Origin of the sequence: Bradyrhizobium sp. 6(2017) (assembly GCF_011058295.2) — a bacterium.
GTDB lineage: Bacteria > Pseudomonadota > Alphaproteobacteria > Rhizobiales > Xanthobacteraceae > Bradyrhizobium > Bradyrhizobium septentrionale.
The window spans coordinates 4,991,926-5,017,766 of record NZ_CP049289.2; the positions used below are offsets into that span (position 1 = coordinate 4,991,926).

The following is a 25,841-nucleotide window of genomic DNA, read 5'->3' on the forward strand; positions in this document are numbered from 1 at the left end:
GCCGTCACTTGTCCTGGATTGCGCTTCGCTGCATCCGGGCTACGCAGACGGCGAGATCAGATCTCGATCTCGGTGCCGAACTCCACGACCTGACCGGTCGGTACGCCGAAGAAAGCCGCCGTCCGCTCTGCATTGCGCTGCAGGAAGGCGAACAGCGATTCCCGCCACACCCACATGCCTGGAACGTCCTCACGCGGGATGATGGTCTCGCGGCCGATATAGTAGGTCACGTCGGAGAGATCGATACCGGGCAGCTTGCTCTGCTGGCAGGCGAGCTTGAGCCCCTCATAGATCGTCGGATACTGCATGAAGCCGTAATGCAGGATGATCCGCGTGATGCCCGGGACGATCTCGACCACCTCGGCGCGCTCCTCGTCGGAAATCCTCGGCCGCTCCTCGATCAGCACCGTGACCAGCAGCACGCGCTGGTGCAGCACGTGATTGTGCTTGACGAATTGGGTCAGCGCCAGCGGCACCCCGTTGGGGGCTGACGCCAGGAACACGGCGGTGCCGGGCAGGCGGGCGCTGCATTTGTTGACGGCGGTCTCGATCAGATCCTCTTCCGGCTGCCGCAGCTTGCCGCGTGCCTTCTCGACCAGCTTCACGCCGCTGCGCCAGGTCAGCATCAGGAACGCCACCGCGGCCGCGAGCAGAAGCGGGAACCAGCCGCCTTCGAACAGCTTGGTCGAGTTTGCCGCAAAGAAGATCGCGTCGATGATGAAGAAAAAGCCGTTCACCGCGATCACGATGATCGGCGAATAGCCCCACTGGATCGCGACCAAAGCGGCGAGCAGGGTGGTGATCGCCATCAGCAGCGACACCGCGATGCCGTAGGCGCCGGCCAGCGCGTCCGAGGTGCCGAAGGCCAGCACCGCGCCGAGCGTCCCGGCCGCGAGCAGCCAGTTCACCAGCGGCACGTAGATCTGGCCGATCGCATCGCTCGTGGTGTGCTCGATATGCATGCGCGGCAGGAAGCCGAGCTGGATCGACTGCTGGGTCAGCGAGAACACGCCGGAGATGATGGCCTGCGAGGCGATCACGGTGGCGATGGTCGCAAGCAGGACGAGCGGGTAATGCGCCCAGTCGGGCGAGAGCTGGAAGAACGGGTTGTCGATCGCGGTCGGGTCGGTGATCAACAGCCCGGCCTGGCCGAAATAATTCAGCACCAGCGCGGGTAGGCAGATGGCGAACCAGGCGAGCCGGATCGGAAAGCGGCCGAAATGCCCCATGTCGGCGTACATCGCCTCACCGCCGGTGACCGCGAGGAAGGCGGCGCCCAGGATGGCAAAGCTGACGTGAAAATCCTGATGGATCAGGAAATCGAATGCGTAGAACGGGCTCAGCGCAACCAGCACGCCGGGCGCCTTGACGATGCCGTGAATGCCCAGCACTGCGAGCACTCCGAACCAGAACAGCATCACCGGGCCGAAGATCTTGCCGATGAAACCCGTGCCCTGCTTCTGCATCATGAACAGGCCGATCAGGATGACGACGGTGACCGGCACCACGGCCGGCGCCAGCGACGGCGCGTCGACCTTCAGGCCCTCGATCGCCGACAGCACCGAGATGGCCGGCGTGATCGCGCCGTCGCCGTAGAGCAGGGCGGCGCCGATCAGGCCTACGACCAGAAGATGGGCGCGCCAGGTGCCGGGCGCCGCGTTGCGCGCCGACAGCAGCGCCAGTAGGGCGACGATGCCGCCTTCGCCGCGGTTGTCCGCGCGCAGGATCAGCATCGCATATTTAAGCGAGATGATGAGGATCAGCGCCCACAGGATCAGCGAGACCACGCCGAGCACCGCGCTCTCGGTGAGCGGTCCGCCATGGGTGGCGGCCTTGGCGGCTTCCTTGAGGGCGTATAGGGGGCTGGTTCCGATGTCGCCATAGACGACGCCCAAGGCACCGAGGGTGACGGCAATCGGGATCGGACTGCTCGGAGGGTGGCCAGAAGAAACGATCGCGGGCGTACTCGTCACGGCAATCCCCTGGTGGCTTGTGCCCGCCGGATCATCCGGACGGGCGCCTTAGACGATAGTCTGCGACGGGACGCCGCAAATTACCATTGGGATTTGTGTGACGGTCGGAAGTGACGCCCTTACGGTCAGAAGTGACTACGGCGTACGATCGGCGGTGACGAGGCGGGCTTCGCGAACCACAGTCTTGGTGCCGGCGGAGCGCAGGCAGGAGGCCTCGAAATTCGGCCAGGCCTGTTGCGAACAGTCCTTGCCGACCAGATGGATATCGAGACGATCGGCCTTGGCGAGCGGCTGCGGGGTGGAGGCTTCGACCTGCGGAGCAAAGCCCGGAAGAACGGTGAGCGCGGCGGCAGTGAACGCGGCAACGGCGATGGCGGAAAATGCCTTGATCATGACGGTCCCCATGTGAACGAGCCCCCCGGGCCCGTCGTTTCGTTGTGCAATCTCTACCGGCCGGACGTTTCCTGGTGTCTTCGCCACCGCGGGAAATGGTGTCGTCGAGGGCCGGTTTTGTTTCGTCCGCCAGCGGCCGACGAAACATTCACCCCTGTAGACGCTGGCATCCCAGAACTCGTTCACTGGACGAGCGGCAAAATGTTTTGTGGGTATCGATGGAACCAAGGCCGCTTGCCGGGGCGAGCGGGGCGGGTTAGGAGGGGCTATGCCCCGTATCGCGATCTATCCTGGTTCCTTCGATCCCGTGACCAACGGCCATCTGGATGTGGTGAAACAGGCCGTCTTCCTCTGCGATCGTCTGATCGTCGCCATCGGCGTCCATCCCGGCAAGAAGCCGCTGTTTTCGACCGAGGAGCGGCTGGCCATGGTCCATGAGGTGTTCGACCCGATCGCCCAAAAAGCCGGATGCGCCTTTGAGGCCTCCACCTACGACAACCTCACGGTCGCGGCGGCGCGGACGGCCGGGGCCGCGCTGATGATTCGCGGCCTGCGCGACGGCACCGATCTCGACTATGAGATGCAGCTGGCCGGCATGAACGAGGCGATGGCACCCGAGGTGCATACCGTGTTCGTTCCGGCGTCGGTCGCGGTCCGCCCGATCACCGCCACACTGGTGCGCCAAATCGCCCAGATGGGCGGCGACTTCTCTTCATTCGTGCCGTCATCAGTCGCCGCTAGCCTGAAGGCCAAGTTCGTCGGCTGACCCCGGCTGCCTGCCACATCCCGAACGTCCAGAGATCCGGAGTTTCCATGATCCGCATTCTTGCATTCGTCGCCGCGCTGCTTTGCGTCGTGCCCGCGGTCGCGCAACCGCTGCCCGCCGGTCTCGACAAGGCCAATGCGATCGTGATCGACACCACCAAGGGCCGCATCGTCATCAAGCTGAGGGCCGATCTCGCGCCGAAACACGCCGAACGGATCAAGCAGTTGGCGCGCGAGGGCTATTACAACAACGTGCCGTTCCACCGCGTGATCGACGGCTTTATGGCGCAGACCGGCGACGGCAAGAATTTCAACGGAACCGGCGGTTCAAAATATCCGAATCTTCCTGCTGAATTCTCTGACGTTCCCTACAAGCGCGGTATCGTCGGCATGGCGCGTACCAGCGATCCCAACTCGGCGAATTCGCAGTTCTTCATTATGTTTGCCGACGGCTCGAGCCTGAATGGGAAGTACACCGTGATCGGCGAGGTGGTCTCCGGCATGGACGTGGTCGACAAGCTCAAGCGCGGTGAACCGGTCCCTGATCCCGACAAGATGGTGAAGGTGCAGGTCGCATCCGACATCAAGTGATCCGCGATGGCGGCGCGCAGCAAACCACTTGCCTGGTTCGCCGCGCCGCTCGCGGTGTGGCTCGCGCTGACCGGGTCGGTGGCGGCCGAGCCGGAGCAACTCAATACGATCAAGGATGTGGTGCTGGCCATCCACCGCTGCTGGCGGCCGCCGCCGGCGGACAAGGCCGGCCCGCTCGACATCACCGTGATCGTCAGCTTCAACCGCGAGGGCGCGATCCTCGGACATCCGAGGATCAGCTATGAATCGCAGGAAGCGACCGACAATGACCGGATCGCGTACCGGGTCGCGGTGATGGAGGCGTTGCAACGCTGCACGCCGTTGCCATTTACCGAGAGTCTGGGCGGCGCGGTGGCTGGCCGTCCGTTCGCGATCCCGTTCAGGAACAAGAAATATCCACCCCGAAGCCAGGAGAAGCGAGCATGGCTGCTACCGAAAATACTCTGATCCTCGAAACCACCCAGGGCCCGGTCACCATCGAGATGCGCCCGGATCTCGCGCCGGGCCACGTTGCGCGGATCAAGGAGCTGGTGCGCGAGGGCTTTTACGACGGCATCGTGTTCCACCGCGTGATCGACGGCTTCATGGCGCAGACCGGCTGCCCGCAGGGCACCGGCACGGGCGGCTCGGGCAAGAAGCTGAAGGCCGAGTTCAACAAGGAGCCGCATGTCCGCGGCACCACCTCGATGGCGCGCGCCGCCAGCCCGGATTCCGGCGACAGCCAGTTCTTCATCTGCTTCGACGACGCCTCCTTCCTCAACGGCCAGTACACGGTCTGGGGCAAGGTCACCGAGGGCATGGAGAACGTCGACAAGATCAAGCGCGGCGAGCCGGTGAAGGATCCGGACAAGATCGTCAAGGCGCGCATGGCCGCCGACGCGGCTTGAGATGCAGGTGGTCATGCCCGGGCTTGACCCGGGCATCCATCGATCCTTGGAAGTTTGTTCGTAGACGATGGATTGCCGGGCATAGGCGAGCGGAAGCGACGCCGTCCTTCGAACGACTATGCCCGGCAATGACAGCTTGACCATGCGCACCGATCTCTTCGACTTCGAGCTCCCGCCCGACAGCATCGCGCTCCGCCCCGCGAGCCCGCGTGATGCCGCGCGGATGCTGGTGGTGCATCCCGACGGCGTGCTGCGCGACGCCACCATCGCCGACCTGCCGCATTGGCTGGAGCCGGGCGATCAGATCGTCGTCAACGACACCAGGGTGATCGCGGCCCAGCTCAAGGGCCGCCGCATCGGGCGCGAGACCGAGCCGAAGATCGAGGCGACGCTGATCAAGCGGCTTGACGGCTCGCGCTGGCAGGCGCTGGTGAAGCCGGCGAAGAAGCTCAGCTCCGGTGACACCATCCGCTTCGGCAATGAGGGCAAGGTCTGCCTGCTCGGCCATCTCGACGCGACGGTCGAGGCCAAGGGGCAGGAGGGCGAGGTGACGCTGTCATTCTCGTTCCATGGCCCCGCGCTCGACCAGGCCATTGCAGATGTCGGCGTCACGCCGCTGCCGCCCTACATCGCCTCCAGGCGCACGCCCGACGACCGGGACGTCAGCGACTACCAGACCATGTTCGCGGCCAATGAAGGCGCGGTCGCAGCGCCGACGGCGGGGCTGCACTTCACGCCGGCGCTGCAGGCCGCGTTACGCAATCGCGGCGTCGAGCTGCATCGGCTGACATTGCATGTCGGGGCAGGGACGTTCCTGCCGGTCAAGGTGGACGAAACCTCCGAGCACAAGATGCATGCCGAATGGGGCTGCATCACCGCCGAGACCGCCGCCGCGCTGAACGCCGCGCGCGCAAAAGGCGGCCGGATCGTCGCGATCGGCACCACGTCGCTGCGGCTTCTGGAAAGCGCCACCAATGCCGACGGCAGCATCCAGCCGTTTGCGGCGGAAACCTCGATCTTCATCACGCCGGGCTACCGCTTCCGCGCGGTTGATATCCTGCTGACAAATTTTCATTTGCCGCGCTCGACGCTGTTCATGCTGGTCTCGGCCTTCTCCGGCCTCGAGACGATGCAGCGCGCCTACGCGCAGGCGATCAGTGATGGCTACCGGTTCTATTCCTACGGCGATGCCTGCTTGTTGTTTCGCGACAAGCTGGGCCGGTGAATTGCCGGGATGAGCGAGGTCCGCCCATCCCAGCTTTGGCGTCCCGGAGAAGCCCTCCAGCGTCAGGTGAACTTGAACATACTGGCATCGAGTTGCGCGGGGCCGACGCCGATCAGCCAGGCCGCGTTGCCGGCGGCATCCGTGATGATGGTCGTGTTGATCCCCGGCGAGTAGAACGAGGCGGCCTGGACGTCGGCGAATGAGTGCAGCGAGGTCCCGGCAAAATTCAGCACATCATTGACGCCACCCACATTGAAGTCTTCGATCACCATGACCTCGGGAGCGGCATCTGATATCACGAAAGTATCCGAGCCGCCGCCGCCCCAAGCATAGTCAACGCCGCCGCCACCGTTGATGACATCGGCGCCGGCGCCCATCAGGAACACGTCGACGCCGCTGCCGCCGGTGACCGTATCTCCGCCGTTGGAGCCGTAGACATAGTTCTGGCCTGAACCGCCGTAGATGACGTTGCCGTCGGTCTCGCCCGAGGAGATGAAGATATTCAGGCCCGATCCGCCATACATAGTATCGACGCCGGCGCCGCCGTAGAAGTAATTCGTGCCGGCTCCGCCATAGAGATAATCCGCACCATCGCCGCCGTACATGACGTTGACGTCGCTGGCACCAGAGCCTCCCGCGCCGACCAGAACGTCGTTGCCCGATCCGCCGAACAGATAGTTGAATCCGCCGCCGCCGTAGATGGAATCATTGCCATCTTCCCCGAGCAGGACGTCGAGTCCGCTTCCGCCGACCAGCAAATCATCGCCGCTGCCGGCGTAGATGTAATTGTTGCCGTTCCCGCTATAGCCGGTGTCATTGCCGTTTCCGAGGACGAGCACGTCGTTGCCGGATCCTCCACTGACCAGGTCGTTGCCGTCGCCACCGTAAAGAAGATTGTTTCCGCTGCCGCCGTCGATGCTGTCGTTGCCGCTGCCGCCGAGAATGACGTCGTTGCCGGCTGCGCCCAAGAGAAAGTCACTCAGAGTAGAACCACTGACGCTGTCATTACCTGCAAAGAAAGCAGCGATCAGCGCGTCGACAGGAATATGAAGCGACGCTCCAGTCGGTATTCCTCCCGAGGTGTTGATCGTGTACCAGGCGGTGAAGTCGACCGCGACTGACGTATTCGTCACGGTGAAAACGGGCACTCCGTTGTGAAGCACTGAAATCCCGGTAACTGTCCCTGACGCAGGGATATTGATGATTACATAATTTGTATAGGTGAACCCGCTTCCACTCACGGTCACGGTGTAGCCAGTATCTGCCGTGTAAGTGAATCCGGACGGGCTTTGGTTCGAAAAGGCATTTAGCAGGTCAACCGGATTGGTCTGGTTGAACACGGCAAACAGGGTCGCGAAGCTGACGGATTCGGTATTGGCCGCAAATGTCGCCATTTGAAAACCTCTGATGCAATGCCTTGTCTGCCAACGCGGCTTCGTAAAACATCTGGTCCAAGGTCAACGACGGTTCAGTTCGGTGATTGGTGACAGAGCTGATTTAACGTCGAGCAGGACGAGGCCGCAGGTAGGCAAATAATTTCCGCAATCAGTTTGCAGCAAATCCAAAGCCGCGGGTGTGAACCAATTAACACGCGGAGGCGTGAACCCAGCAACCCCGTCTGAGGGAGTCAATTGGTGCTGGTGTGACGGTCGGCCAAATGCTTCGGAGGTTCGTGCGTTGTGAGGGCGGGCGCGATGCAACGGACAGAATCGAACCCGGGCAAACCCGAATTGGGTAAGGAGAGGTGTCGTTTTGTGCGCGCTCCCAGGCCGCGGTTTGTAGCGGTGCCAGGCGGAAGTGGATCGGTTGTGCGCGGTTGAATTGAGCGGCAGCGGCCGTGGTCAGACCCAGCCGCCGTCGACGATGTAGTTCTGGTTGGTGCAGGCGCCGCTGTCGTCGGCGGCGAAGAACAGCACGACGCGGGCGATGTCGTCAGGCACCAGCTTGCGCTTGAGGCATTGACGCTCCATCAGCTCGGTCACGCCTTCAGGGGTCAACCACATCTCCTGCTGACGCTGCGTCATGATCCATCCGGGCAGGATCGAATTGACCCGCACATTGTGCGGTCCGAGATCGCGAGCGAGCGCGCGGGTCAGGCCCTGAATCGCCGATTTGGCAGTGGTGTAGCAGGGCATGTTGCCCTGGCCGATCACCCAGCTCACCGAGCCGATGTTGACGATCGCACCGCCGCCTGCCTGTTTCATGTCAGGCGCGATCGCCTGGGCGCTGAAGAACTGATGCTTCAGGTTGACGGCGATCCGCTCGTCCCAGAATTCCGGCGTGACGTCCTCGATCGCGTGACGGTCGTCGCGCGCCGCGTTGTTGACCAGGATGGTGATCGGCCCGAGCACCTCGCGGATAGCGGCGACCGCGCGGCGCAGGGCGCCGATGTCGCGCAGATCGGCGTGGGCGAAGTGCACGCGGGCCTGCGCCGGCAGGCTGGACAGCAGCTGGTTCGAGGCCGCCTCATCGATGTCGATGAAGCCGACCCGCGCGCCCTGGGCGACGAATTGGCGGACGATGGCCTCGCCGATGCCGGAACCGCCGCCGGTCACCAATACGGTCCGGTCCTTGAGGCTTGGATAGATCGCGCCCTGCATTGGCATTCTCTCGATTTTGCGCCTGAACGGCGTCTGTTGCGTTGCTACGGTTCAAAAAGCACCGCAGCTTCCGATATTCACTCGGCGGCTTCCATCCGATTCCGGTCGACGACCCGCAGCGTCCGCCGCACCATGCCGTCGACAATGGCCGCGGATTCGCTCGGGCGCACATAGATCGCGGTGGACTTGAGCAGCCACGGCAGCACCGCCTGCTCGAGCCGCTCCTCATAGGCGTGGCGCATCATCTCGAAGGCCTGCAGGCCGGGGCCCGCCAGAATGACGTGATGCGGGCGCAGCACCGAGATCGTTGCGGCGACCGCCTCGGCGAGCGAACGGCCCGCCGCCTGGTATAGATGCTCGAGGCGGGGATCGCCGCCCTGTGCACGCTCGCGCAGCAGCGCCATCTGCGGCTCGGACGGTTGCTGCGACGCCGCCGGCGGCAGGTCGAGAAAGGTGCGCGCGTCGCGGTAGAGCGCGTAGTCCGCGAGATAGGCCTCGATGCAGCCGCGCTGGCCGCAGCGGCATTGCGGACCGTCCGGCGCCAGCTTGACATGGCCGATCTCGCTGCCGGCGTCGGCGCCAAAGCGGGCTTCACCGTCGACGACGACGCCCATGCCGACGCCGTGACCGACCACGATGGTGGCCGAAAGACCCTGCGCCAGTGCCGGCTCCGCGGCGGTCAGCGCCAGCGCAACGGCGACCGCATCGTTCGCCATCACCGGCTCGATACCGAACGCCTCGCGGATCGGCTTTGCCAGATCGATGTCGGTGACCGACAGCGCCGGGCTCCACAGATGCCGGCCGGTATCGGCGTTCACGATGCCCTGCAACCCGATCCCGATTCCGAGCAGCCGATGGCGCGGCGTGACGGTTGCATCGAGCATGGCATCGATCTGCGACACGACGAGCTGGCGCAACGCGCTGACATCGAGCGCGCGCGTCGGGAGCTCGAGCCGGGATTGCGCCACGGGGGAGCCTGAGAAATCCGCGATCAGCGTCTCGATCATGTTCATCCGCAGCGAGACCGCGACGACGCGCCCGAACTCCGGGTTCAGGGTCAGCAGCACCGCCGGCCGGCCGCGGCGCCGGCCGCTCAGCCCGTCCGCATCGTCTTCGTCGCTGTCGTCGGGCCAGGACACCGTCTCGGCCTCGCGCAGTACCTCTTCGGCGATCAGTTTCGAGGTGATGGCCGAAATGGCCGGGAAGCTCAGCCCCGTACTGCGTGCGAGTTCGACGCGCGGCAATGGCCCCAGGCGTCGCAGAACCTCGACGAGACGGCCGCGATTCGATCCGCGGGCAACGGCTGAAACGCGCTTCGAGGGCTCGGTCTGCTCAATCATATCGCCTCTTTAATTTGTATAGTGAAATTAATCAATGCGTGAGGTGCCGGTGTAATCGAAAAAGCACAGTCAGATGGCCACTTATCGGGCGATATTTGCTATTATCGTACCTTTTGCACTATTCAAGCTAGAGAAGAAGGGTGAAAACATCCTTGACTGCGTGTTTTTCCCTTTCTAGTTTATTCGTTACGTAAATAAAATAAGCGCAACAAGCGCGATGCGTGACGCCCCTCACACCGGGGGGATCAAGGGGAGGTACATATGAAAAGCCCAATGAAGAAATTGCTCCTGCCGCTGCTGGCGAGTGCCGCCGCGCTCGCGATGGCCGCAGGCGTGGCGCAGGCCGAGTCGAAAAAGACCATCGCACTGGTGACCAATGTGGCGGCCGACTTCTGGACCATTGCCGGCCGCGGGCTCGAGAAGGCGCAGAAGGAGCACCCGGACTACAACATCGAGCTGATCGTCACCAACGAAGGCACCGCGGCAGGCCAGCGGCGCGAGCTGGACGACCTCCTGGTGCGCGGCGTCGCCGGCATCTCGATCTCGGTCGATGATGCGCCGCACGCAACCGAACAACTCAACAAGGTTGCGGCCAAGACCGTGCTGATCACGACGGATAGCGACGCGCCGCAGAGCAATCGTGTCGCCTATATCGGCACCGACAACGTCGCGGCCGGGCGGCAGGCGGGCGAGGAGATCAAGAAGGCGCTGCCGAACGGCGGCAAGATCGCGCTGTTCGTCGGCACGATGGACGCCGACAACGCCCGCGAGCGCGTGCAGGGCATCAAGGAATCGATCGCCGGCACCAAGGTCGAGCTGGTCGACGTGTTCACCGACCAGGTGGATTTCGCCAAGGCCAAGGCGAACATGGAAAACGTGCTCGTCAAATATCCCGACATCGCGCTGCTGTCCGGCCTGTGGAGCTACGAGACGCCGCTGATCTACGACGCGGTCAAGGCCGCAGGCAAGGCCGGCAAGGTCAAGATCGTCGGCTTCGACGAGGACCAGCGCACCTTGCGGGGAGTTTCCGACGGCACGATCGAATCCACGGTCGTGCAGCAGCCCTACGAGTTCGGCTACCTCTCCGCGACCAACATCATCAAGACGCTGAACGGCGACAAATCCTGGATTCCGAAGGACAGCAAGCTGATCGTGCCGACCAAGGTGATCAGCAAGTCCAACGTCGCGGAATTCACCGCATCCCTGAAAGAACTGCTGAAGAAGTGACTTCAGTGTGTCTCACCGCCCGGCCGCCACTGGCTGCCGGGCGTCGTGCGGAAGGAAACGACGAATGGCGGAGACGCTGCTTGAACTCGCCGGCATCAGCAAGACCTATCCCGGTGTCAGGGCCCTCGACGATGTCAGCCTGCGCGTCTACCGCGGCGAGGTGCTGGGCCTGATCGGCGAGAACGGCGCCGGCAAATCGACGCTGATGCGCGTGCTGGGCGGCGTGATCGCGCCGAGCGAGGGCGTGATCCGGATCGGCGGCAACGACCATGCCCGGATGACGGTGAGCGAGGCGACGCGATGCGGCATCGCCTTCGTGCATCAGGAACTGAACCTGTTCGAGAATCTCGACGTCGCGGCCAACGTCTTCATCGGGCGCGAGAAGCTGACCGGCGGACCGCTCAAGCTGGTGGACAATTCGGAGATGCACGCCCGCGTGGCGCCGCTGCTCAAGCGGCTGGGCGCCGATTTCGCGCCGGACACGCTGGTCGACAGCCTGTCGATCGCAGAGCGGCAGATGGTGGAGATCGCCAAGGCGCTCTCGATGGACGCACGCGTGATCATCATGGACGAGCCGACCTCGAGCCTGACGATCTCGGAGACCGAACGGCTGCTGGGGGTGATTGCCGATCTGAAGGCGCACGGCATCTCGGTGATCTATATCTCGCACCGGCTGGGCGAGATCATGACCTGCGCCGACCGCGTCGCGGTGCTGCGCGACGGGCGCACGGTGGGTGAGCTGGCGCGTCATGAGCTCAGCCATGCCGCGATGATCCGGCTGATGATCGGCCGCGACCTGAACACGCTCTACACCCCGCCCAAGCAGCCGCCACAGCCGGGCGGCTGCGATATCAGCGGCGTTGTGACCAGCGCCTATCCCGACCAGGAGATCAATCTGTCGGTGCGGCGCGGCGAGATCCTCGGCCTGGCAGGGCTCGTGGGCGCCGGCCGCACCTCGCTCGCCCGAGCGGCGTTCGGCATCGACCCGCTGCTCGGCGGCGAGATCAGCATCGACAACACGCCGGTCGGTGTCAGGTCGCCGAAGGATGCGATCAGGCAGGGGATCTATCTGGTGCCGGAGGACCGCAAGAAATCCGGGCTGGTGCTGGAATTGCCGATCCGGGAGAACGTGACGCTCGCGAACCTGCGCAAATATGCGCGGATGTGGCTGGTCAGCAGCGCGGCCGAGCGCGAGGTCGCGCAACAGCAGGCGAGGAGCCTGTCGATCAAGGCGCCGAGCGTCGATATCGAGGCGGTGACGCTCTCCGGCGGCAACCAGCAGAAAGTCGTGCTGGGCAAGTGGCTGTCCATGCAGCCGCGCGTGATGTTCTTCGACGAGCCGACTCGGGGCATCGACGTCGGTGCCAAGAGCGAGATCTACGCGCTGATGCGCGACCTTGCCGACCAAGGCGTCGCGATCGTGATGATCTCCTCGGACATGGAGGAGGTGATCGGCGTCTCCGACCGGGTGGCGGTGATGCATGAAGGCGCCGTCAGCGGCGTGCTCGAGCGCGAGCAGTTCAGCGAATACAACGTGCTGCGGCTGGCGATCGGTCAAGCACTCGAAACCACGGAAGCCGCTGCGCCATGATGAAGAAAGAACTCGGACTGCTCATATTGCTGGCGGTGATCTCCGCGATCACGGGCGCGATCAATCCGGCCTTCCTCTCATGGGTGAACCTCTTGAACATGGCCAATCTGATCGGCCTGTTCGGCGTGTTCGCGCTGGGCGAGGGGCTCGTGATCATCACCGGCGGCATCGATCTTTCGCTCGGCTCGATGTTCGCGCTGCTTGGCGTCGTGTTCGTCGACCTGCTGACGACCTATCAGCTCGACTGGCCGCTGGCGCTGCTTCTGGTGCTACTGGGCGGGCTCGGGCTCGGCGGCATCCAGGGGTTCCTGATCACGCGGCTGAAGATGCAGCCCTTCATCGTGACGCTGTGCGGGCTGTTGATCTATCGCGGCGTCGCGCGCTACTACACCAGCGATTCGACGCGCGGCTTCGGCTACGGCGATGAAGCCAAGACACTAAGCGACATCGCCTCCGGCAACGTCGCTGGCATCCCGAACACCTTCATCCTCCTGATCATCCTCGCGCTGATCCTCGGCGTGCTGCTGCACCGCTCGGTCTACGGGCGCTGGCTGTACGCCGTGGGCAAGAACGAGGAAGCGGCGCGCTTCTCCGGCATCAGCACCAATATCGTGATTGCGACGGCATACATCATCAGCGGCGGGCTCGCCGGGATCTCCACTGTGCTGTTCGTGTTCTACACCAACTCGGTCTCGCCGAGCTCGTTCGGCAATTTCTACGAGCTCTATGCGATCGCGGCTGCCGTCCTCGGCGGGTGCAGCCTGCGCGGCGGCGAGGGATCGATCCTCGGCATCGTGCTGGGGACGGCGCTGCTGCAGGTGCTGCAGAACCTGGTGAACATCCTTGGCATCCCCAATTCGCTGAACTTCGCGGTGATGGGGACGGTCATTCTGCTCGGCGTGCTGGCGGATCAGCAATTGCAGGCGCGACGCCGGCGCAAGGTGGCGCTGGCCGGCCTCACCCGCAGCGCGCCGCGATCGAAGGAAAGCACAATTCTGCAAAGCGCGTCATCGCACGGCGCGGCTGTGTTGCCGACGAGTACGGGCGACCAGGCATGACAACTCGATAAGAAAAAACGCGACCGGACTCAGGAATATGGTCGCGGTTCCCTGAGTAGAGGAACAAGGGGAGGAGTTCGATGCGCAAGATTGATGAATCGCACGACGCTCGCGCGCAGCTACGCCGGCTCGCGGACAGACCCTAACGCAGTGTTGAGGCGTTTTAGTGCGCGCGTAATTGCTATCTAAAATTGAAAAATAGTAACGCTACAACAAGCGCGTTCCGGGCTGAAGGGCTTTGGGCGGGGACGCGACAGGAATCAGACAAGGCCCGGGACGGTGGGAGGAAAGAATGTTTCGTGGGCCTGTAAGCGTCGCACGCGCGTGCGGCGTCGGGATTGTTTTGTCATCGTTGTTGAGTGGCGGCGCACACGCGGCCGATCTCCTGACGAAAGCTCCGCCGCTGCCTTACGTTGATCCCGCCGATGATTTCTGGACACGGCCGTATTTGTTCGGGGATCTCGGCAGGACGAAGCTGAAGGAGCAGGGCATCTCGTTGGCCCTGACGCTGGGCGACGAGGCCGTGACCAACATATCGGGCGGCAACAAGAACACGGGGGCCAACGCCGGGCAGCTGTTCTTTCAGGCCAAGTTCGACATGGCGAAACTGGCCGGCATCCAGGGCGGCCTGGTCGGCCTCACGCTGGTCGACCGCTTCGGCCGCAATCTGAATGACGAGGCCGGCATTCCGGCCTTGCAGCTGACCAACGAAGTGTTCGGCCGCGGCAACATCCTGCGCCTGACCGAACTGTACTACTCGCAGAAGCTCTTCGATGATCGCCTCGAACTCAAGGGCGGCCGTCTTCCGGTCGGTTTCGATTTCTTCTTCGGCCTGTGCGAGTTCATCAACCTGACCTTCTGCGGCGGCCAGCCCGGCAACATCCAGGGCGGCTACATCTATAACTGGCCGGTGAGCCAATGGGCCGGTGTGGTCCACTACAACTTCGCCAAGGAATTCCAGCTCTCGGTCGGCGTTTACGACGCCAACCCGAACTATCTGACGACGTCGGATTCCGCGACCTACTTCCTGCCCGGTGTCCCCGGCTCGAGCCCGGCCTCCGGCGTGCTGGTGCCGGTCGAGTTGGTCTGGGCGCCGAGCGGTCCGTTGAGCGGGACCTGGCGGTTTGGCGGCTGGTATGACAGCGCATCGACGATCGATGGCGGCCTCCCGGGCATCATCGCGATCGTCCCGGGCACCAGCGGTGTCCCCGACCAGAATCTCGGCGATCAGCGCGGCCGCTACGGCGTCTATGAATCGATCCTGCAGCGGCTGACCGTTGAGGGTCCGAAGGCGCAGGGCTGGTACACGTTCCTCAATACGACCGTCGCCGATCACAGGACGTCGTATCAGGACTACCAGATCGCCTGGGGCTTCAGGCACACCGGAACGTTCGCCTCGCGTCCCGAGGACGAAGTCGGCTTCGCGGTGGGCACGACCCATGTGAACTCGGCGGCGCTCACCCTGAATGCCGGCGGCAACGAAGTGCCGATCGAAGCCTGGTACGGCTGGCAGGCGACCGGCTGGATGAACCTCAAATTCGACGCCCAGTATGTCATCCATCCCGGCGGACGCGGATACAACGCCGCCGGCGTGAAGACCGACAACGCCTGGGTTCTTGGTCTGCGCACCCTGGTCCACTTCTGATCCGGTGGCGGTCTGCCGGCATACCCGAGCGAGGCGAGCGATGCATAGCGCCTTCGTGCGCGCGATTGAGGGCTTACGTGCGAGGCTCGAGCCTCGCACAGAGATAGCGGACCGTTTTTGCGCCGCCGTCGATGGTGGTCCGGCCGACTTCCTCGAAGCCAAGCGAATGATGGAGTGCGTCTGATATCGGATTCGGCGGCTGGAGGTTGACCTCGCACACGACACGACGATGACCGCGATGCGCGGCCTGCCGGAAGACCTCGCGGTAGAGCTTGCGCGCCAGTCCGTGCCGCCGCCACGCCGCCCCAACGACGATTCGATCGACGTAGAGGAATTGGTCCATCCGGCCGCGGAACCAGCCGAAGTGAGTGCCGTCATAGTTGTCGCCGTGCTCGAACGCCAACAGCATCGCGGCGGCCGGCGGAACGAACAGCGCGATCGTTGCTGCATCGATCAATTGTTCGAACCTCGCGGCCGTGAGCAGGGACGTTTCACTGGCACTGGCGTTGTTCAGTCGCAACAACTCCTCGCGCCCGGAATGAGCATGCAGGTCTCTGATCTCGAACTGTTCGGATTGGGAATGCATGTCGGAAGGAGTCCGTCGGCAATGCATCGGAGTGGGTTACGGCTTCGCTCGACCCGCGCTGCGATGCAACTGGAGCATGGCTGTCAGACGTCGATCTTGAAGCCGAGGTCAATTTCGGACGCAGGCAAACCTCCGCGCAAGCCCCAATTGTCGGGTGGAATCTCGATCAGAATGGTCTTGATCTCATTCGCGGGCACTCCGAGGGCGGAGAGGTTCGCCACCACGGCGCTGTAGAGGGCTTTCTTGGCCTGCAGCGATCGTCCGGAAAACAGGAAAATCTCGATGCGTGTGTAGCGCTCCGATCGGCCCGCTGGAACGATCCGGGCGGCGTCATCGTAGAGGTCGAGCACGACATCGCGGTCGTAGTCAGGGATTTTCAGCGCCGCGAGCAGAGCGTCCTGGACGGCTCCAATCACCTGGGCCTCGATGCCGCGGGCCCAAATGCCGGTCGTGATCCGAGTGCTCGGCATGATACGTCCTGCTCTTGCTTGTCGGGTTGAGGGTGGGCGCGGCGCTGGCGCCTTGCCCACCCTCCATTATCGCTCACGCCATCGCGCGTTCGGGCAGCAGCTCGGCGATCTGCACCGCGTTCAGCGCGGTGCCCTTGAGCAGCTGATCGGCCGCGACGAACATCGAGATCGAGTGGCCGCTGGGGTCGCTGAGATCCTTGCGGATGCGGCCGACCAGCACGTCGTCCTGACCGGAGGCGTCGATCGGCATCGGGAAGTAGTTCTTGGCGCGATCGTCGACGATCTTGACGCCAGGCGCCTGCGCCATGATTGCGCGGACCTGGTCCTCGGTGATCGGCTTCTCGCATTCGAAGGTGATCGCCTCGCAATGCGCGCGCAGCACCGGCACCCGCACGCAGGTCACGCCGATCGCGATCTTGTCGTCCTCGAAGATCTTGCGGGTCTCCTTGATGACCTTGGTCTCTTCGTCGTTGTAGCCGGTCTCGGGGTCAACAGCCGTGTTGTGGTTGAACAGGTTGAAGGCGTAGGGGTGCGGCATCACCTTCGGCGTAAAGACCTGTCCGTTGAGACTGGCGCGGGTCGATTCGACGAGCTCCTCCATCGCAGCAGCACCGGCGCCGCTCGCGGCCTGATAGGTCGAGATGATCACGCGCTTGATGCGGTTCTTCTGGTGGATCGGCCACAGCGGCACCAGCGCTGTGATGGCGGCGCAGTTCGGGTTGGCGATAATGCCCTTGTGGTCGCGGATGCGGTTGGCGTTGATCTCGGGGATCACAAGCGGCACGTTCGTATCCATCCGGAACGCGGAGGAATTGTCGACCACGACCGCACCGGACTTCACCGCAAGCGGCGCGAACTTCTTCGAGATGCCGCTGCCGGCCGAGAACAGTGCGATGTCGACACCCTCGAAGGCGCGCTCGGTCAGCTCCTCGATCACGACCGGCTTGCCGCGGAAGGCGACGGTCTTGCCTGCCGAGCGGGCGCTCGCCAGCGCCTTCAGCTTGCCGACGCGGAAGCCGCGCTTGTCCATGGTGGAGATGAATTCGGCGCCGACTGCGCCGGTGACGCCGACAATCGCGACGACGGGATCGTTACTCACTTTGTCCTCCATTTGAGATGTGCTGCAGACAACAAAAAAGCCCCGGACCTTCATCAGGCGGGGCTTCGGGTAGAGATGATGCGGTTCGACCGACTACGCGCGCACGCCTCCCGAGGCCCCGGAGGGCTTGGTGGTTTTGGTGGTGCGTTTGGTCGCGGTGATCATGGTTCGGACTTATGCGGGAGAGATCGGCGCCCGTCAACGGCTTTTGGGCGAAAATCTGGCAAGGCCCGCCTAGAGCATTTTCGGTTCTGATTGAATCAGAACCGAAGCTCTAGCTTCTTGTTTTGACGGGTTTTCTTCACGCGAACCGGTGTCCACTTCGCTCGAAAACGCTCTGGGCCCTTACCGCCGGCGCGCGCCGGGCGGCTCGAGGATCACCTCTTTCAGATCGCTGCCAGCGAGCACCACGATCACGAAATTCAGCTTGCCGCGCTCGCGCATCAAGCCGCCGCTGATCGCCTTTCCCGAGGTCGAGCGTTCGGCGACGCGTACCGCATCCGACAGACGGTGCCGGAGCGCCCTGAGCACGACGAGGTTGCCGCGGTCCTCGGCGCCCAGCGACGTCAGCGGCGAGGCGGCCTCGCCACCCACCACTTCACCGGTCGCAGCGTCGATGGCGTGGTGCCAGATGCGGTCCTGCTGCATGGTCTTGACCCGGTAGACCGCGGGAAGCGATGCGCCGTCAAAGCTGATGTCGGCGGTGATCGCACCGGAGTGCAGCGCTTCCGCAATCGCCATCGCCTTGCGCAGCGAGATCTGTGCGGCCTGGAAGCTGTCGAGTTCGCGGCGAACCGCATGCACGTCGAGCGCGTTGTCATTGTCACGCGGGGTGAGGGCCGCGGCAGCCGAACTCGTGATCGCATGGGCCGGCGCCGCGAAGGGCAGGGCCAGCAGCGCGGTTGCAAGCAGCCGCGTTCCCAATGCCAAATACCTCAGTGCGCGCAATCGTCCTGTCCTCATCGTCGAACCTGTATCGAACTTTGCGCGTTGCCCGCGCTTGCAGCGGCCGCGCGGGCCGAGAAAGGTGCGGCCGACCCCGGTTAGTCAGGGGTCGGCCGCCGAACGTTCAGGACGGAGCGATGGCGGCTGCCCCGTCGTCACGGTCGAAATTACAAGTCGGCGTCAAAACCCTTGGGGGCTGATCTGGATTCTGCGCCTCGTTGCAACTAAACAATACGGTTTCGTTCTGTTTCGTTCAAGGCTACTCGCAATCAAGATTGCTCACGATAACGTGCGAGACGATAGAACGATCCTGCTGACTCCGCTTAGCGGGCCGGCCGGCGGCGGCCGCCCTTATCCGCCTCCTTGGCGGCCTCGCGCAGCCGATCCTGCGGCCCGACGGCGCCGGCAAGGAACAGCCGGATCGAGACCTCCATCCGCGTCTCGGCGGTCTTCATGTCGATCGGGATCCCGAAGGTTGCCATCCGATGGGTGTGGCCGACCACCATGTTGAGGAAGGTCTCGGCCGCGATCGTGGTGTCCTCGAGGTCGAGGGCGCCCTTGTCGACCAGGTGGTCGAAGAAATCCGCCGTCGTGGACACGGCTTTCGACCAGCCTTCGTCGACGGCAAGCTTGGCGACCTCGGGGAAGTTGATCGCCTGCGCGGTCAGGATCCGGCTGAAGGCGATGGAGTCCGCGCTGCAATTCAGCACCAATAACTGGCGCCCGAGCTCGGTCAGCCGCTCCTCGACCAAACCCTCGCAATTGCCGTCGCCCTGCGCTTCGGCTGCCGCGGCGGCGAGCGGGGCAAGCCAGCGGGCAATTTCGCGCCGGAGCACCGCGGCGAAAAGGCCGCGCTTGTCGCCATACTGTCCATAGACGGTGGGCTTGCTGACGCGGGCGGCCTCGGCCACCGCGTCGATCGACGTCGCATCGAAGCCGCGCTCGAGGAACAGGCGGGTGGCGACCTCGATCAGCCGCTGGTCGCGCTCGATCGCGGCATCGCGGGTCGGCCGGCCGCCGCGTGACTTGATCACGCCGCGTTTGGCCGGCTGTTTGGCGCCCTTGGCCTTGGTTGCCGTCAATCCCATTGCCCATTCATCTCGTTGTGCGTCGGACGGGTCTGTCCGGTCTATAACCCGCGCGGTACGGATTCGTCCATTCGGTGGTACCGGGGGCGGGCCGCTCATGGCGGCGTCGCGGTCCAGGCGTGCCCCGCGGCGGCCTTCTCGTATCCGTACTGATAGAGCGCGCGCATATAGGCCGTATCGAAGCCTTGCGTCTCCGGCGCCGGATAATCGCGCTCGATATAGGACAAATGGAAGCCGAGGCGGTTGCGCCGGGCGAAATCATAGGTCGAGAGGATCACGGAGCGGGTTTGCGCCTGTGTGATCGCCGAAATGCTGCGGGAGGCGACGTCGATCGTCGAGTTCGACACCAGCTCGAAGTTTCCCTCGAGCTTCTTGTTGACCAGCATGTAAATGTTCATCCGGCCATTGGCCGGCCAGCTGCGCTCCCGGAACAGGAGTGCGTCCGGCAGCGTCAGCACAGGTGCGGTGACGCCGCCATCGACATGCATCTCCTGGAAGCGTTTTCCCTGGCCCTCGGCATCGATCATGATCGGCGGAAACACCAGCGGGATGCTGGCGGAGGCGGCCATCACGTCGCGAAACAGCTGCAACGCCTCGGGCGTGCCGACGGCGGCGATCCGCCCCATGTCCCAGATCACCGTGCGCTGGGTGTCGAGATCGGTGGTGACGATCAGGAGCTTTCGGCCCTTGGCGTTTTCGCGCGCCACCTCACTCAGGATGTCCTGGCCGACGTAGCGCGCTACCAGCTCGCGCAGCCGCTTGTTGCCGAACAGGCCGGAGCCGAACAGCACCCGCATCAGGCTCGGGTCCTGTAGCAGGCTCTCCGCGATGCCTGAGGTGTAGACCTCCTTCAGCGTGTCATCGTAGCGGGGGCCGAGGAACGCAAAGGGCGCAATGAGTCCGCCGGTGCTGACGCCGGAGACGACCGAGAAGGCCGGGCGATTGCCTGCCGCGGTCCAGCCGTTGAGGACACCCACGCCGTAGGCGCCGTCGGCACCGCCGCCGGAGAGGGCGAGATAGGTCTTGATCGGGGCGACGTCGCTCTTGTCGAGCCGGAATCTGGACGCCGGCTCGTCGGCGTAGCGGCGCAGCCCGTCGAGATCGAGCACCCGCGAATTGACGGCGTCGGCCGCCGTGTAGGGCGTCCGCGGCAGCGAGCTGCAGGCCGCCAGCGCGAAAGCCAGGCCACACAGCAGAGCGGCATGCCGGATCGCGCCGGCAGCCGTCGTGCGAGGGCTGATGCCCCGAGGCCGGGCGCTAGGGATTGAGACCATCTCTGCCAATCACGTCTCTGCGTGGATTGCGGCGCGGCGGGGAAGTCCGCTGCCCCATTATCGACATAAAACGATACGGTTTCGTTTTGTTTAATGTGGCGGCCGGCCCGAAGCAAGTATCGATCCGGCTGCCGGCGTTCACGAAGTCGGGCGAGAGGCGTTATCCGACGGGTTGATCGGGCGTCAGTGACACGCAATAAGCAGCCGCATGAATCTTCCCAATCAATTCGAGCTCTTGGCAACCGACGGCGCTGCCCGCACCGGGCGCCTGACCACGCCGCATGGCCTGGTGCGGACGCCCGCATTCATGCCGGTCGGCACCGCCGGCGCGATGAAGGGCATGCATTGGCGCGAGGTGCGCGATGCCGGCGCCGATATCGTGCTCGGCAACACCTATCATCTGATGCTGCGGCCGGGCGCTGAGCGGATCGCCGGGCTTGGCGGTCTGCAGCGCTTCACTGGCTGGGGCGGTCCGATGCTGACGGATTCCGGCGGCTTCCAGGTCATGTCGCTCTCGGAGCTGCGCAAGGTGACCGAGAAGGCCGTGACCTTCCGCTCGCATATCGACGGCGCCAAGGTCGAGCTGTCGCCGGAGCGCTCGATCGAGGTGCAACTTCTGCTCGGCTCCGATATCGCGATGCAGATGGACGAATGCGTGCGGCTGCCCGCCGAGCGCGCCGACATCGAGCGGGCGATGCAGCTGTCGCTGCGCTGGGCCGAACGCTCCAAGCGCGCGTTCGAGGCGGCGCCGGACGGCTACATGCTGTTCGGCATCGTGCAGGGTGGCGATGTCCCTGATCTCAGGCACGTCAGCGCGCGCGGGCTCACCGATACCGGCTTTCACGGCTACGCGATCGGCGGGCTGGCGGTCGGCGAGCCGCAATCGGTGATGTTGTCGATGATCGAGGAGACCGCGCCGGCGCTGCCGGCCGATCGGCCGCGCTATCTGATGGGCGTCGGCACGCCGGAGGACATTCTCGAGGCGGTGGCGCGCGGCATCGACATGTTCGACTGTGTGATGCCGACACGGAACGGACGCCACGGCATGGCGTTCACCCGCTTCGGCCAGATCAACCTGCGCAACGCCCGGCACGTCGACGATCCGCGCCCGCTGGATGAAGAGAGCCCGTGGCCGGCGGCACGTAGCACTTCGCGCGCCTATCTGCACCATCTGGTGCGTGCGGGCGAAACACTTGGGGCAATGCTGCTGTCCGAAATCAACGTCGCCTATTACCAGGAGCTGATGCAGGGCATCCGTGACGCGATCGCAAACGGCACGTTCGAGGCCTTCAGAACGAAAACGCGCGCCGGTTGGGCGCGCGGGGACATCGCTCCGAGGTGAGCTGCGTGATCAGTTGCACACGATCGGTTTGACGGTGTGCTTGGTGACGAACCCGTAACCGCAAGTGTCGCAGGTCCAGAGATAGCTGATCAAATTGTCTTGGAGGTACGCGGACGCTTCTGCCGCGATCATGGAGTCCGCACACACCGGACAGGTCGGCAAATCGCTGCCGCGCGGATCGGGCCTGGACGCTGCGGTCGACAGAACTTCAGCGAGAGCTGGCATGTGACCTCCTTTGCGTTCGGAGCTGTACCTGACGAAAGTATATAGACGCACTTGTTTGACCTTGTCGCAACACAAATGCGTAGGTTTTACGTTATTTGCGCAGGTTCTCATTTTTGCGATGCAACGAATTTGTGCCTCGGCGGTTTCTCACTTGCGCGTCATGATGCGCTGCTTCTAATGAGAGAAGACCGCATATTCCCAGCATATCCCGCAACAGGAGCCGCTTGATGGACGCGCCGTCGACAACGAGTGCAGTGCAACCCGGACGCGGCCGCGTCTTCGATTCCATCGTCGATGCGATCGGCTCGACCCCGATCGTACGCCTGCGCAGATTGCCGCAGGCGGGTGGCGTCCACGCGACGATCCTCGCCAAGCTGGAATACTTCAATCCGGCGGCCAGCGTGAAGGACCGCATCGGCGCGGCGATGATCGTGGCGATGGAGAAGGCGGGCATCATCAACGCCGACACCGTGCTGATCGAGCCGACCTCGGGCAATACCGGCATTGCGCTCGCCTATGTCGCCGCATCGCGCGGCTATCGGCTGAAGCTCGTGATGCCGGAATCGATGTCGATCGAGCGGCGCCGGATGCTGGCCTTCCTCGGCGCCGAGATCGTGCTCACGCCGGCCGCGCAGGGCATGAAGGGCTCGATCGCTGCCGCGGAAGAACTGGTGCGCACGACGCCCAACGCGGTGATGCCGCAACAGTTCAAGAATCTCGCCAATCCTGAAATCCATCGCCGCACCACCGCCGAGGAGATCTGGAATGATACCGGCGGCAACATCGACTATTTCGTCGCCGGCGTCGGCACCGGCGGCACCATCACCGGGGTCGGGCAGGTGCTGAAGCCGCGCAAGCCGTCATTGCGGATCGTCGCGGTTGAGCCGGAAGAGAGCCCGGTGCTGTCGGGCGGTCAGCACACCCCGCACAAGATCCAGGGCATCGGCGCGGGCTTCATCCCTGACATCCTCGACCGCTCGGTGATCGACGAGATCGTCAAGGTCAACAGCGCGACCGCGATCGAGACCTCGCGCGCGCTGGCGCGCAACGAAGGAATCCCCGGCGGCATTTCCTCGGGGGCCGCGATCGCGGCCGCCTTGCAGATCGGCAAGCGGCCGGAGGCTGCGGGCAAGACCATCCTGGCGATTGTGCCGTCGTTCTCGGAGCGCTATCTCTCGACGGCGTTGTTTGAAGGAATTTGAGACACAGGAATCCAGGATATGGCCGATCAGCCGAGGCGACCGCGAACCCTGAACGATGCCCGCAGCGAGGCCGAGGCGGCGTTCAAGCGCGCCACCACCAAGGTCGCGGACGCGGTGCCAAAGACTGTCGCCGTCCCCGGCGTCCGCGAGCAGGTCACGCTGCGGATCGATCAGGACGTGCTGCAATATTTCCAGGAGGGCGGCCCCGGCTGGCAGGACCGCATCAACGCGGCGCTGCGCAAGGCCGCCGGGAAGTAGCGCACTTCCAAAACAAGCAAGCCCGGGATGATCCCCGGGCTTGTTGCTATGCGGCGACCTGCGCGGCGGGCCGCGAGTGTCACCGTGCGCGCGCCAGCGCCGCTGCGCCCGGCTTCAGGTTCAGGAGGTTGCCGGCCAGGATCATGGCCGCGCCGAGCACCGTGTAGGCATCGAGCTGCTCGGCGTAGATCAGCCAGCCGACGATCGCGGTCAGCGGCACGCGAATGAAATCCATCGGGATCACCACGGTTGCGTCGGCGTGGAGCAGGGCGCGCGCCATGCAGTAATGCGAGAACGTGCCGCAGAACGCGATCGCGACGAGCCAGCCCCAGGTCGAGAGCGGCGGCCAGATCCACACATAGAGCGCGGGCCCGATGCTCGCGAGCGATTGCACCACCAGCATCCAGAACAGGATCGCCAGCGTTTGTTCGGTCCGCGTCAACGACTTGACCACCACGACCGAGATCCCGAAGCCGACGGCCGCGGCGAGCGCGATCAGCTGGCCCGGATTGATCGCGCCGGTCGCCGGCCGCACGATGACGAACACGCCGACCAGGCCAAGCACGATCGCGACGATCTTCCAGGATGTCATCCGTTCGCCGAGAAAGCTCGCCGCGAGGATCGCGGTCCAGATCGGCATCGTGAACTCGATCGCGACCACCTGGCCGATCGGGATCAATGTCAGCGCATAGAACCAGCCGAGCTGCGCGCAGAAATGAACCAGGTTGCGCGCGATGTGGATGTGCACGCGTGCCGTCTTCACGATCGCGAATCCGCCGTTCATGTGGATCAGCGGATAGAGCATCACGAAGCCGAGCACGCCGCGAACCGCCATCAGCTGGAACACGTTGACCTCGCGCGTCGCCTCGCGGCCGGCCACCGCCACAATCAGCATGAGCGCGAGCCAACCGGACATCCACAGCGCTGCGCCGGTTTTTGAGGGTGTGCGATCCATGACGGGAAACGAGGTGAGGGGTACCCGGTATCGGCGAGCCGATACGAATTTGCAACGTGCAATTCTGCCGGCGTGGTGATGTGTCGACCATGTGATCTCTGCTAAGCAGGTCGGGAATAATCACATCAGGAGGATCTGCTCATGCGTGTCTTGCAACCGGCCGAATGGTCGAAACCCCGCGGCTTCTCGCACGGTGTCGCGTTCGACGCTCCGGGCAAATGGATCGTGCTGGCGGGGCAGACCGGCGGCGACGAAAAGGGCGACTACGTACCCGAGATGGCAGCCCAGGTCGGCACGGCGCTGAAGCGCATCGTCAAGCTGTTGAACGAAGCCGGCGCCGGTCCCGAGCACATCGTCCGCCTGACCTGGTACCTGACCAGCCGCATCGAATACGAGGCCGCGGGCACCGGCATCGGCGCGGCGTGGAAGGAGACGCTCGGGCGCAATTTCCCGCCCTCCACGCTGCTCTACATCGACGGGCTGGTCGATCTGCGCGCCAAGGTCGAGATCGAGGTCACGGCGTTCGTGCCGGCCGCCTAGCAACGCCGAGACGCGTGCGACGTCATTGTTGCGCGGCCAGCAAAAAGCCCTCGGGGGTGACCCGAGGGCTTTTCTCGTCGGCGGAGCGATCGATTACTTCGACAGCGTGATGCTGGCGCCGCGGAACTGGCTGTCGGGCCTGATGGTGACGGACTGCTTGTTGCCGGAGGTGCGCATCGAGATGTCGGCGTTGAAGCCGGGAGCGCTGGCAACGACCTGGAAGTTGCCGCCACCGCCGCGACCTCGCAGGTCGCCGCTGACATTGCGGCTGGTCTCGCTCCACGAGCCGCTGACGGCGCTGCCTTGCGCCTGCACGTCGGCAGCCAGGTTGAACTTGTAGGCGTCGCTGGCGCAGGTGAGGCTCATGGTCATGTTCGGGCCGCCGACACGGTAGGTCGCGCGGCAGCGAATCCGCTCGCTGGAGCCGTCGTCCAGCGTGACCGAGCCGCCGCCCGACCAGGTGCCCGCCATGCCGGCGAACGGGCTGGACTGGGCATGGCCCGCGGTGCTGGCCAATGCGGTCACGAAAAACGCGGCGGCTGCAAATGCTGGCCGCCGCGCG

The 25,841-nt window shown here is 64.2% G+C and carries 27 protein-coding genes; 13 read left to right on the plus strand and 14 right to left on the minus strand.

Annotation, left to right across the window (positions count from 1 at the left end; all coding sequences use genetic code 11):
* Positions 1–56 precede the first annotated feature (56 nt).
* The gene (locus G6P99_RS23230; RefSeq protein WP_051346498.1) at positions 57–1,955 is read right to left on the minus strand and encodes a potassium transporter Kup; all 1,899 of its coding nucleotides are present in this window, start codon (positions 1,953–1,955) and stop codon (positions 57–59) included.
* A gap of 153 nt (positions 1,956–2,108) precedes the next feature.
* Positions 2,109–2,366 carry a hypothetical protein gene (locus tag G6P99_RS23235; protein WP_029082647.1) on the minus strand — a complete coding sequence of 86 codons (258 nt, stop codon included), beginning with the start codon at positions 2,364–2,366 and terminating at the stop codon, positions 2,109–2,111.
* Between the two features lie 268 nt (positions 2,367–2,634).
* On the opposite strand from G6P99_RS23235, the gene coaD reads away from it, so the two are divergent.
* The 5 genes from coaD (at position 2,635) to queA (ending at position 5,834) form a co-directional block, all read left to right on the plus strand.
* Positions 2,635–3,132, plus strand: coding sequence for a pantetheine-phosphate adenylyltransferase (coaD, locus tag G6P99_RS23240; RefSeq protein WP_029082646.1), 498 nt, complete (start codon positions 2,635–2,637; stop codon positions 3,130–3,132).
* A gap of 47 nt (positions 3,133–3,179) precedes the next feature.
* Positions 3,180–3,722 (plus strand): peptidylprolyl isomerase, encoded by a 543-nt coding sequence (locus tag G6P99_RS23245; protein WP_029082645.1) that lies wholly within the window; start codon positions 3,180–3,182, stop codon positions 3,720–3,722.
* Between the two features lie 6 nt (positions 3,723–3,728).
* A complete protein-coding gene (locus G6P99_RS23250) occupies positions 3,729–4,169 on the plus strand; it encodes a hypothetical protein (protein ID WP_029082644.1) in 441 nt (146 codons plus the stop codon).
* Positions 4,145–4,609: a peptidylprolyl isomerase gene (locus G6P99_RS23255; protein WP_029082643.1), complete on the plus strand. Its 465-nt coding sequence runs from the start codon at positions 4,145–4,147 to the stop codon at positions 4,607–4,609. Before G6P99_RS23250 ends, G6P99_RS23255 begins: the two co-directional genes overlap by 25 nt.
* Before the next feature lie 142 nt (positions 4,610–4,751).
* The gene (gene queA / locus G6P99_RS23260) at positions 4,752–5,834 is read left to right on the plus strand and encodes a tRNA preQ1(34) S-adenosylmethionine ribosyltransferase-isomerase QueA (protein WP_165123527.1); all 1,083 of its coding nucleotides are present in this window, start codon (positions 4,752–4,754) and stop codon (positions 5,832–5,834) included.
* A 62-nt stretch (positions 5,835–5,896) separates the two neighbouring features.
* On the opposite strand, the gene G6P99_RS23265 is transcribed toward queA, so the two are convergent.
* From G6P99_RS23265 to G6P99_RS23275, 3 genes are all read right to left on the minus strand, one after another.
* Positions 5,897–7,228 carry a calcium-binding protein gene (locus G6P99_RS23265; protein WP_165123529.1) on the minus strand — a complete coding sequence of 444 codons (1,332 nt, stop codon included), beginning with the start codon at positions 7,226–7,228 and terminating at the stop codon, positions 5,897–5,899.
* A gap of 447 nt (positions 7,229–7,675) precedes the next feature.
* Positions 7,676–8,434: an SDR family NAD(P)-dependent oxidoreductase gene (locus tag G6P99_RS23270; RefSeq protein ID WP_029082641.1), complete on the minus strand. Its 759-nt coding sequence runs from the start codon at positions 8,432–8,434 to the stop codon at positions 7,676–7,678.
* A 77-nt stretch (positions 8,435–8,511) separates the two neighbouring features.
* Entirely contained in the window at positions 8,512–9,774 is a 1,263-nt protein-coding gene (locus G6P99_RS23275) for an ROK family protein (protein WP_029082640.1), read from the minus strand.
* 273 nt (positions 9,775–10,047) lie between these two features.
* Between G6P99_RS23275 and G6P99_RS23280 the strand changes: the two genes are divergently transcribed.
* The 4 genes from G6P99_RS23280 to G6P99_RS23295 all read left to right on the plus strand — a co-directional run bounded on the left by G6P99_RS23280 (position 10,048) and on the right by G6P99_RS23295 (position 15,295).
* Complete coding sequence (locus G6P99_RS23280; RefSeq protein ID WP_029082639.1) at positions 10,048–11,001, plus strand: sugar-binding protein; 954 nt, start codon at positions 10,048–10,050, stop codon at positions 10,999–11,001.
* A 64-nt stretch (positions 11,002–11,065) separates the two neighbouring features.
* On the plus strand, positions 11,066–12,592 hold the full coding sequence (locus tag G6P99_RS23285; protein WP_029082638.1) for a sugar ABC transporter ATP-binding protein: 1,527 nt from the start codon (positions 11,066–11,068) through the stop codon (positions 12,590–12,592).
* Positions 12,589–13,650 carry an ABC transporter permease gene (locus G6P99_RS23290; protein ID WP_029082637.1) on the plus strand — a complete coding sequence of 354 codons (1,062 nt, stop codon included), beginning with the start codon at positions 12,589–12,591 and terminating at the stop codon, positions 13,648–13,650. The genes G6P99_RS23285 and G6P99_RS23290 overlap by 4 nt, the downstream gene beginning before the upstream one ends.
* A gap of 292 nt (positions 13,651–13,942) precedes the next feature.
* Positions 13,943–15,295 (plus strand): carbohydrate porin, encoded by a 1,353-nt coding sequence (locus G6P99_RS23295; protein ID WP_029082636.1) that lies wholly within the window; start codon positions 13,943–13,945, stop codon positions 15,293–15,295.
* A 73-nt stretch (positions 15,296–15,368) separates the two neighbouring features.
* Here the strand turns inward: G6P99_RS23295 and G6P99_RS23300 are convergent, their stop codons facing one another.
* The 6 genes from G6P99_RS23300 to G6P99_RS23325 all read right to left on the minus strand — a co-directional run bounded on the left by G6P99_RS23300 (position 15,369) and on the right by G6P99_RS23325 (position 20,757).
* A complete protein-coding gene (locus tag G6P99_RS23300; RefSeq protein ID WP_029082635.1) occupies positions 15,369–15,881 on the minus strand; it encodes a GNAT family N-acetyltransferase in 513 nt (170 codons plus the stop codon).
* A gap of 83 nt (positions 15,882–15,964) precedes the next feature.
* Complete coding sequence (locus G6P99_RS23305) at positions 15,965–16,351, minus strand: tautomerase family protein (RefSeq protein ID WP_029082634.1); 387 nt, start codon at positions 16,349–16,351, stop codon at positions 15,965–15,967.
* A 73-nt stretch (positions 16,352–16,424) separates the two neighbouring features.
* Positions 16,425–17,462 (minus strand): aspartate-semialdehyde dehydrogenase, encoded by a 1,038-nt coding sequence (locus G6P99_RS23310; protein ID WP_165123531.1) that lies wholly within the window; start codon positions 17,460–17,462, stop codon positions 16,425–16,427.
* A 333-nt stretch (positions 17,463–17,795) separates the two neighbouring features.
* Positions 17,796–18,398: a PepSY domain-containing protein gene (locus G6P99_RS23315; protein WP_245284770.1), complete on the minus strand. Its 603-nt coding sequence runs from the start codon at positions 18,396–18,398 to the stop codon at positions 17,796–17,798.
* Between the two features lie 320 nt (positions 18,399–18,718).
* Entirely contained in the window at positions 18,719–19,483 is a 765-nt protein-coding gene (locus G6P99_RS23320) for a TetR/AcrR family transcriptional regulator (RefSeq protein ID WP_029082631.1), read from the minus strand.
* A gap of 95 nt (positions 19,484–19,578) precedes the next feature.
* The gene (locus tag G6P99_RS23325) at positions 19,579–20,757 is read right to left on the minus strand and encodes a patatin-like phospholipase family protein (RefSeq protein ID WP_245284769.1); all 1,179 of its coding nucleotides are present in this window, start codon (positions 20,755–20,757) and stop codon (positions 19,579–19,581) included.
* 208 nt (positions 20,758–20,965) lie between these two features.
* On the opposite strand from G6P99_RS23325, the gene tgt reads away from it, so the two are divergent.
* On the plus strand, positions 20,966–22,099 hold the full coding sequence (tgt, locus tag G6P99_RS23330) for a tRNA guanosine(34) transglycosylase Tgt (RefSeq protein ID WP_029082629.1): 1,134 nt from the start codon (positions 20,966–20,968) through the stop codon (positions 22,097–22,099).
* Between the two features lie 9 nt (positions 22,100–22,108).
* On the opposite strand, the gene G6P99_RS23335 is transcribed toward tgt, so the two are convergent.
* The gene (locus G6P99_RS23335; RefSeq protein ID WP_029082628.1) at positions 22,109–22,324 is read right to left on the minus strand and encodes a hypothetical protein; all 216 of its coding nucleotides are present in this window, start codon (positions 22,322–22,324) and stop codon (positions 22,109–22,111) included.
* Positions 22,325–22,551: 227 nt separating this feature from the next.
* Between G6P99_RS23335 and cysK the strand changes: the two genes are divergently transcribed.
* The gene (gene cysK, locus G6P99_RS23340; RefSeq protein ID WP_029082627.1) at positions 22,552–23,526 is read left to right on the plus strand and encodes a cysteine synthase A; all 975 of its coding nucleotides are present in this window, start codon (positions 22,552–22,554) and stop codon (positions 23,524–23,526) included.
* Between the two features lie 18 nt (positions 23,527–23,544).
* Positions 23,545–23,784, plus strand: coding sequence for a BrnA antitoxin family protein (locus G6P99_RS23345; protein ID WP_029082626.1), 240 nt, complete (start codon positions 23,545–23,547; stop codon positions 23,782–23,784).
* A gap of 79 nt (positions 23,785–23,863) precedes the next feature.
* Here the strand turns inward: G6P99_RS23345 and G6P99_RS23350 are convergent, their stop codons facing one another.
* Positions 23,864–24,739 (minus strand): DMT family transporter, encoded by an 876-nt coding sequence (locus tag G6P99_RS23350; protein WP_029082625.1) that lies wholly within the window; start codon positions 24,737–24,739, stop codon positions 23,864–23,866.
* A 141-nt stretch (positions 24,740–24,880) separates the two neighbouring features.
* Between G6P99_RS23350 and G6P99_RS23355 the strand changes: the two genes are divergently transcribed.
* Positions 24,881–25,279 carry a RidA family protein gene (locus G6P99_RS23355; protein ID WP_029082624.1) on the plus strand — a complete coding sequence of 133 codons (399 nt, stop codon included), beginning with the start codon at positions 24,881–24,883 and terminating at the stop codon, positions 25,277–25,279.
* 93 nt (positions 25,280–25,372) lie between these two features.
* Here the strand turns inward: G6P99_RS23355 and G6P99_RS23360 are convergent, their stop codons facing one another.
* The gene (locus G6P99_RS23360; RefSeq protein ID WP_156928737.1) at positions 25,373–25,750 is read right to left on the minus strand and encodes a hypothetical protein; all 378 of its coding nucleotides are present in this window, start codon (positions 25,748–25,750) and stop codon (positions 25,373–25,375) included.
* Positions 25,751–25,841: the final 91 nt, after the last annotated feature.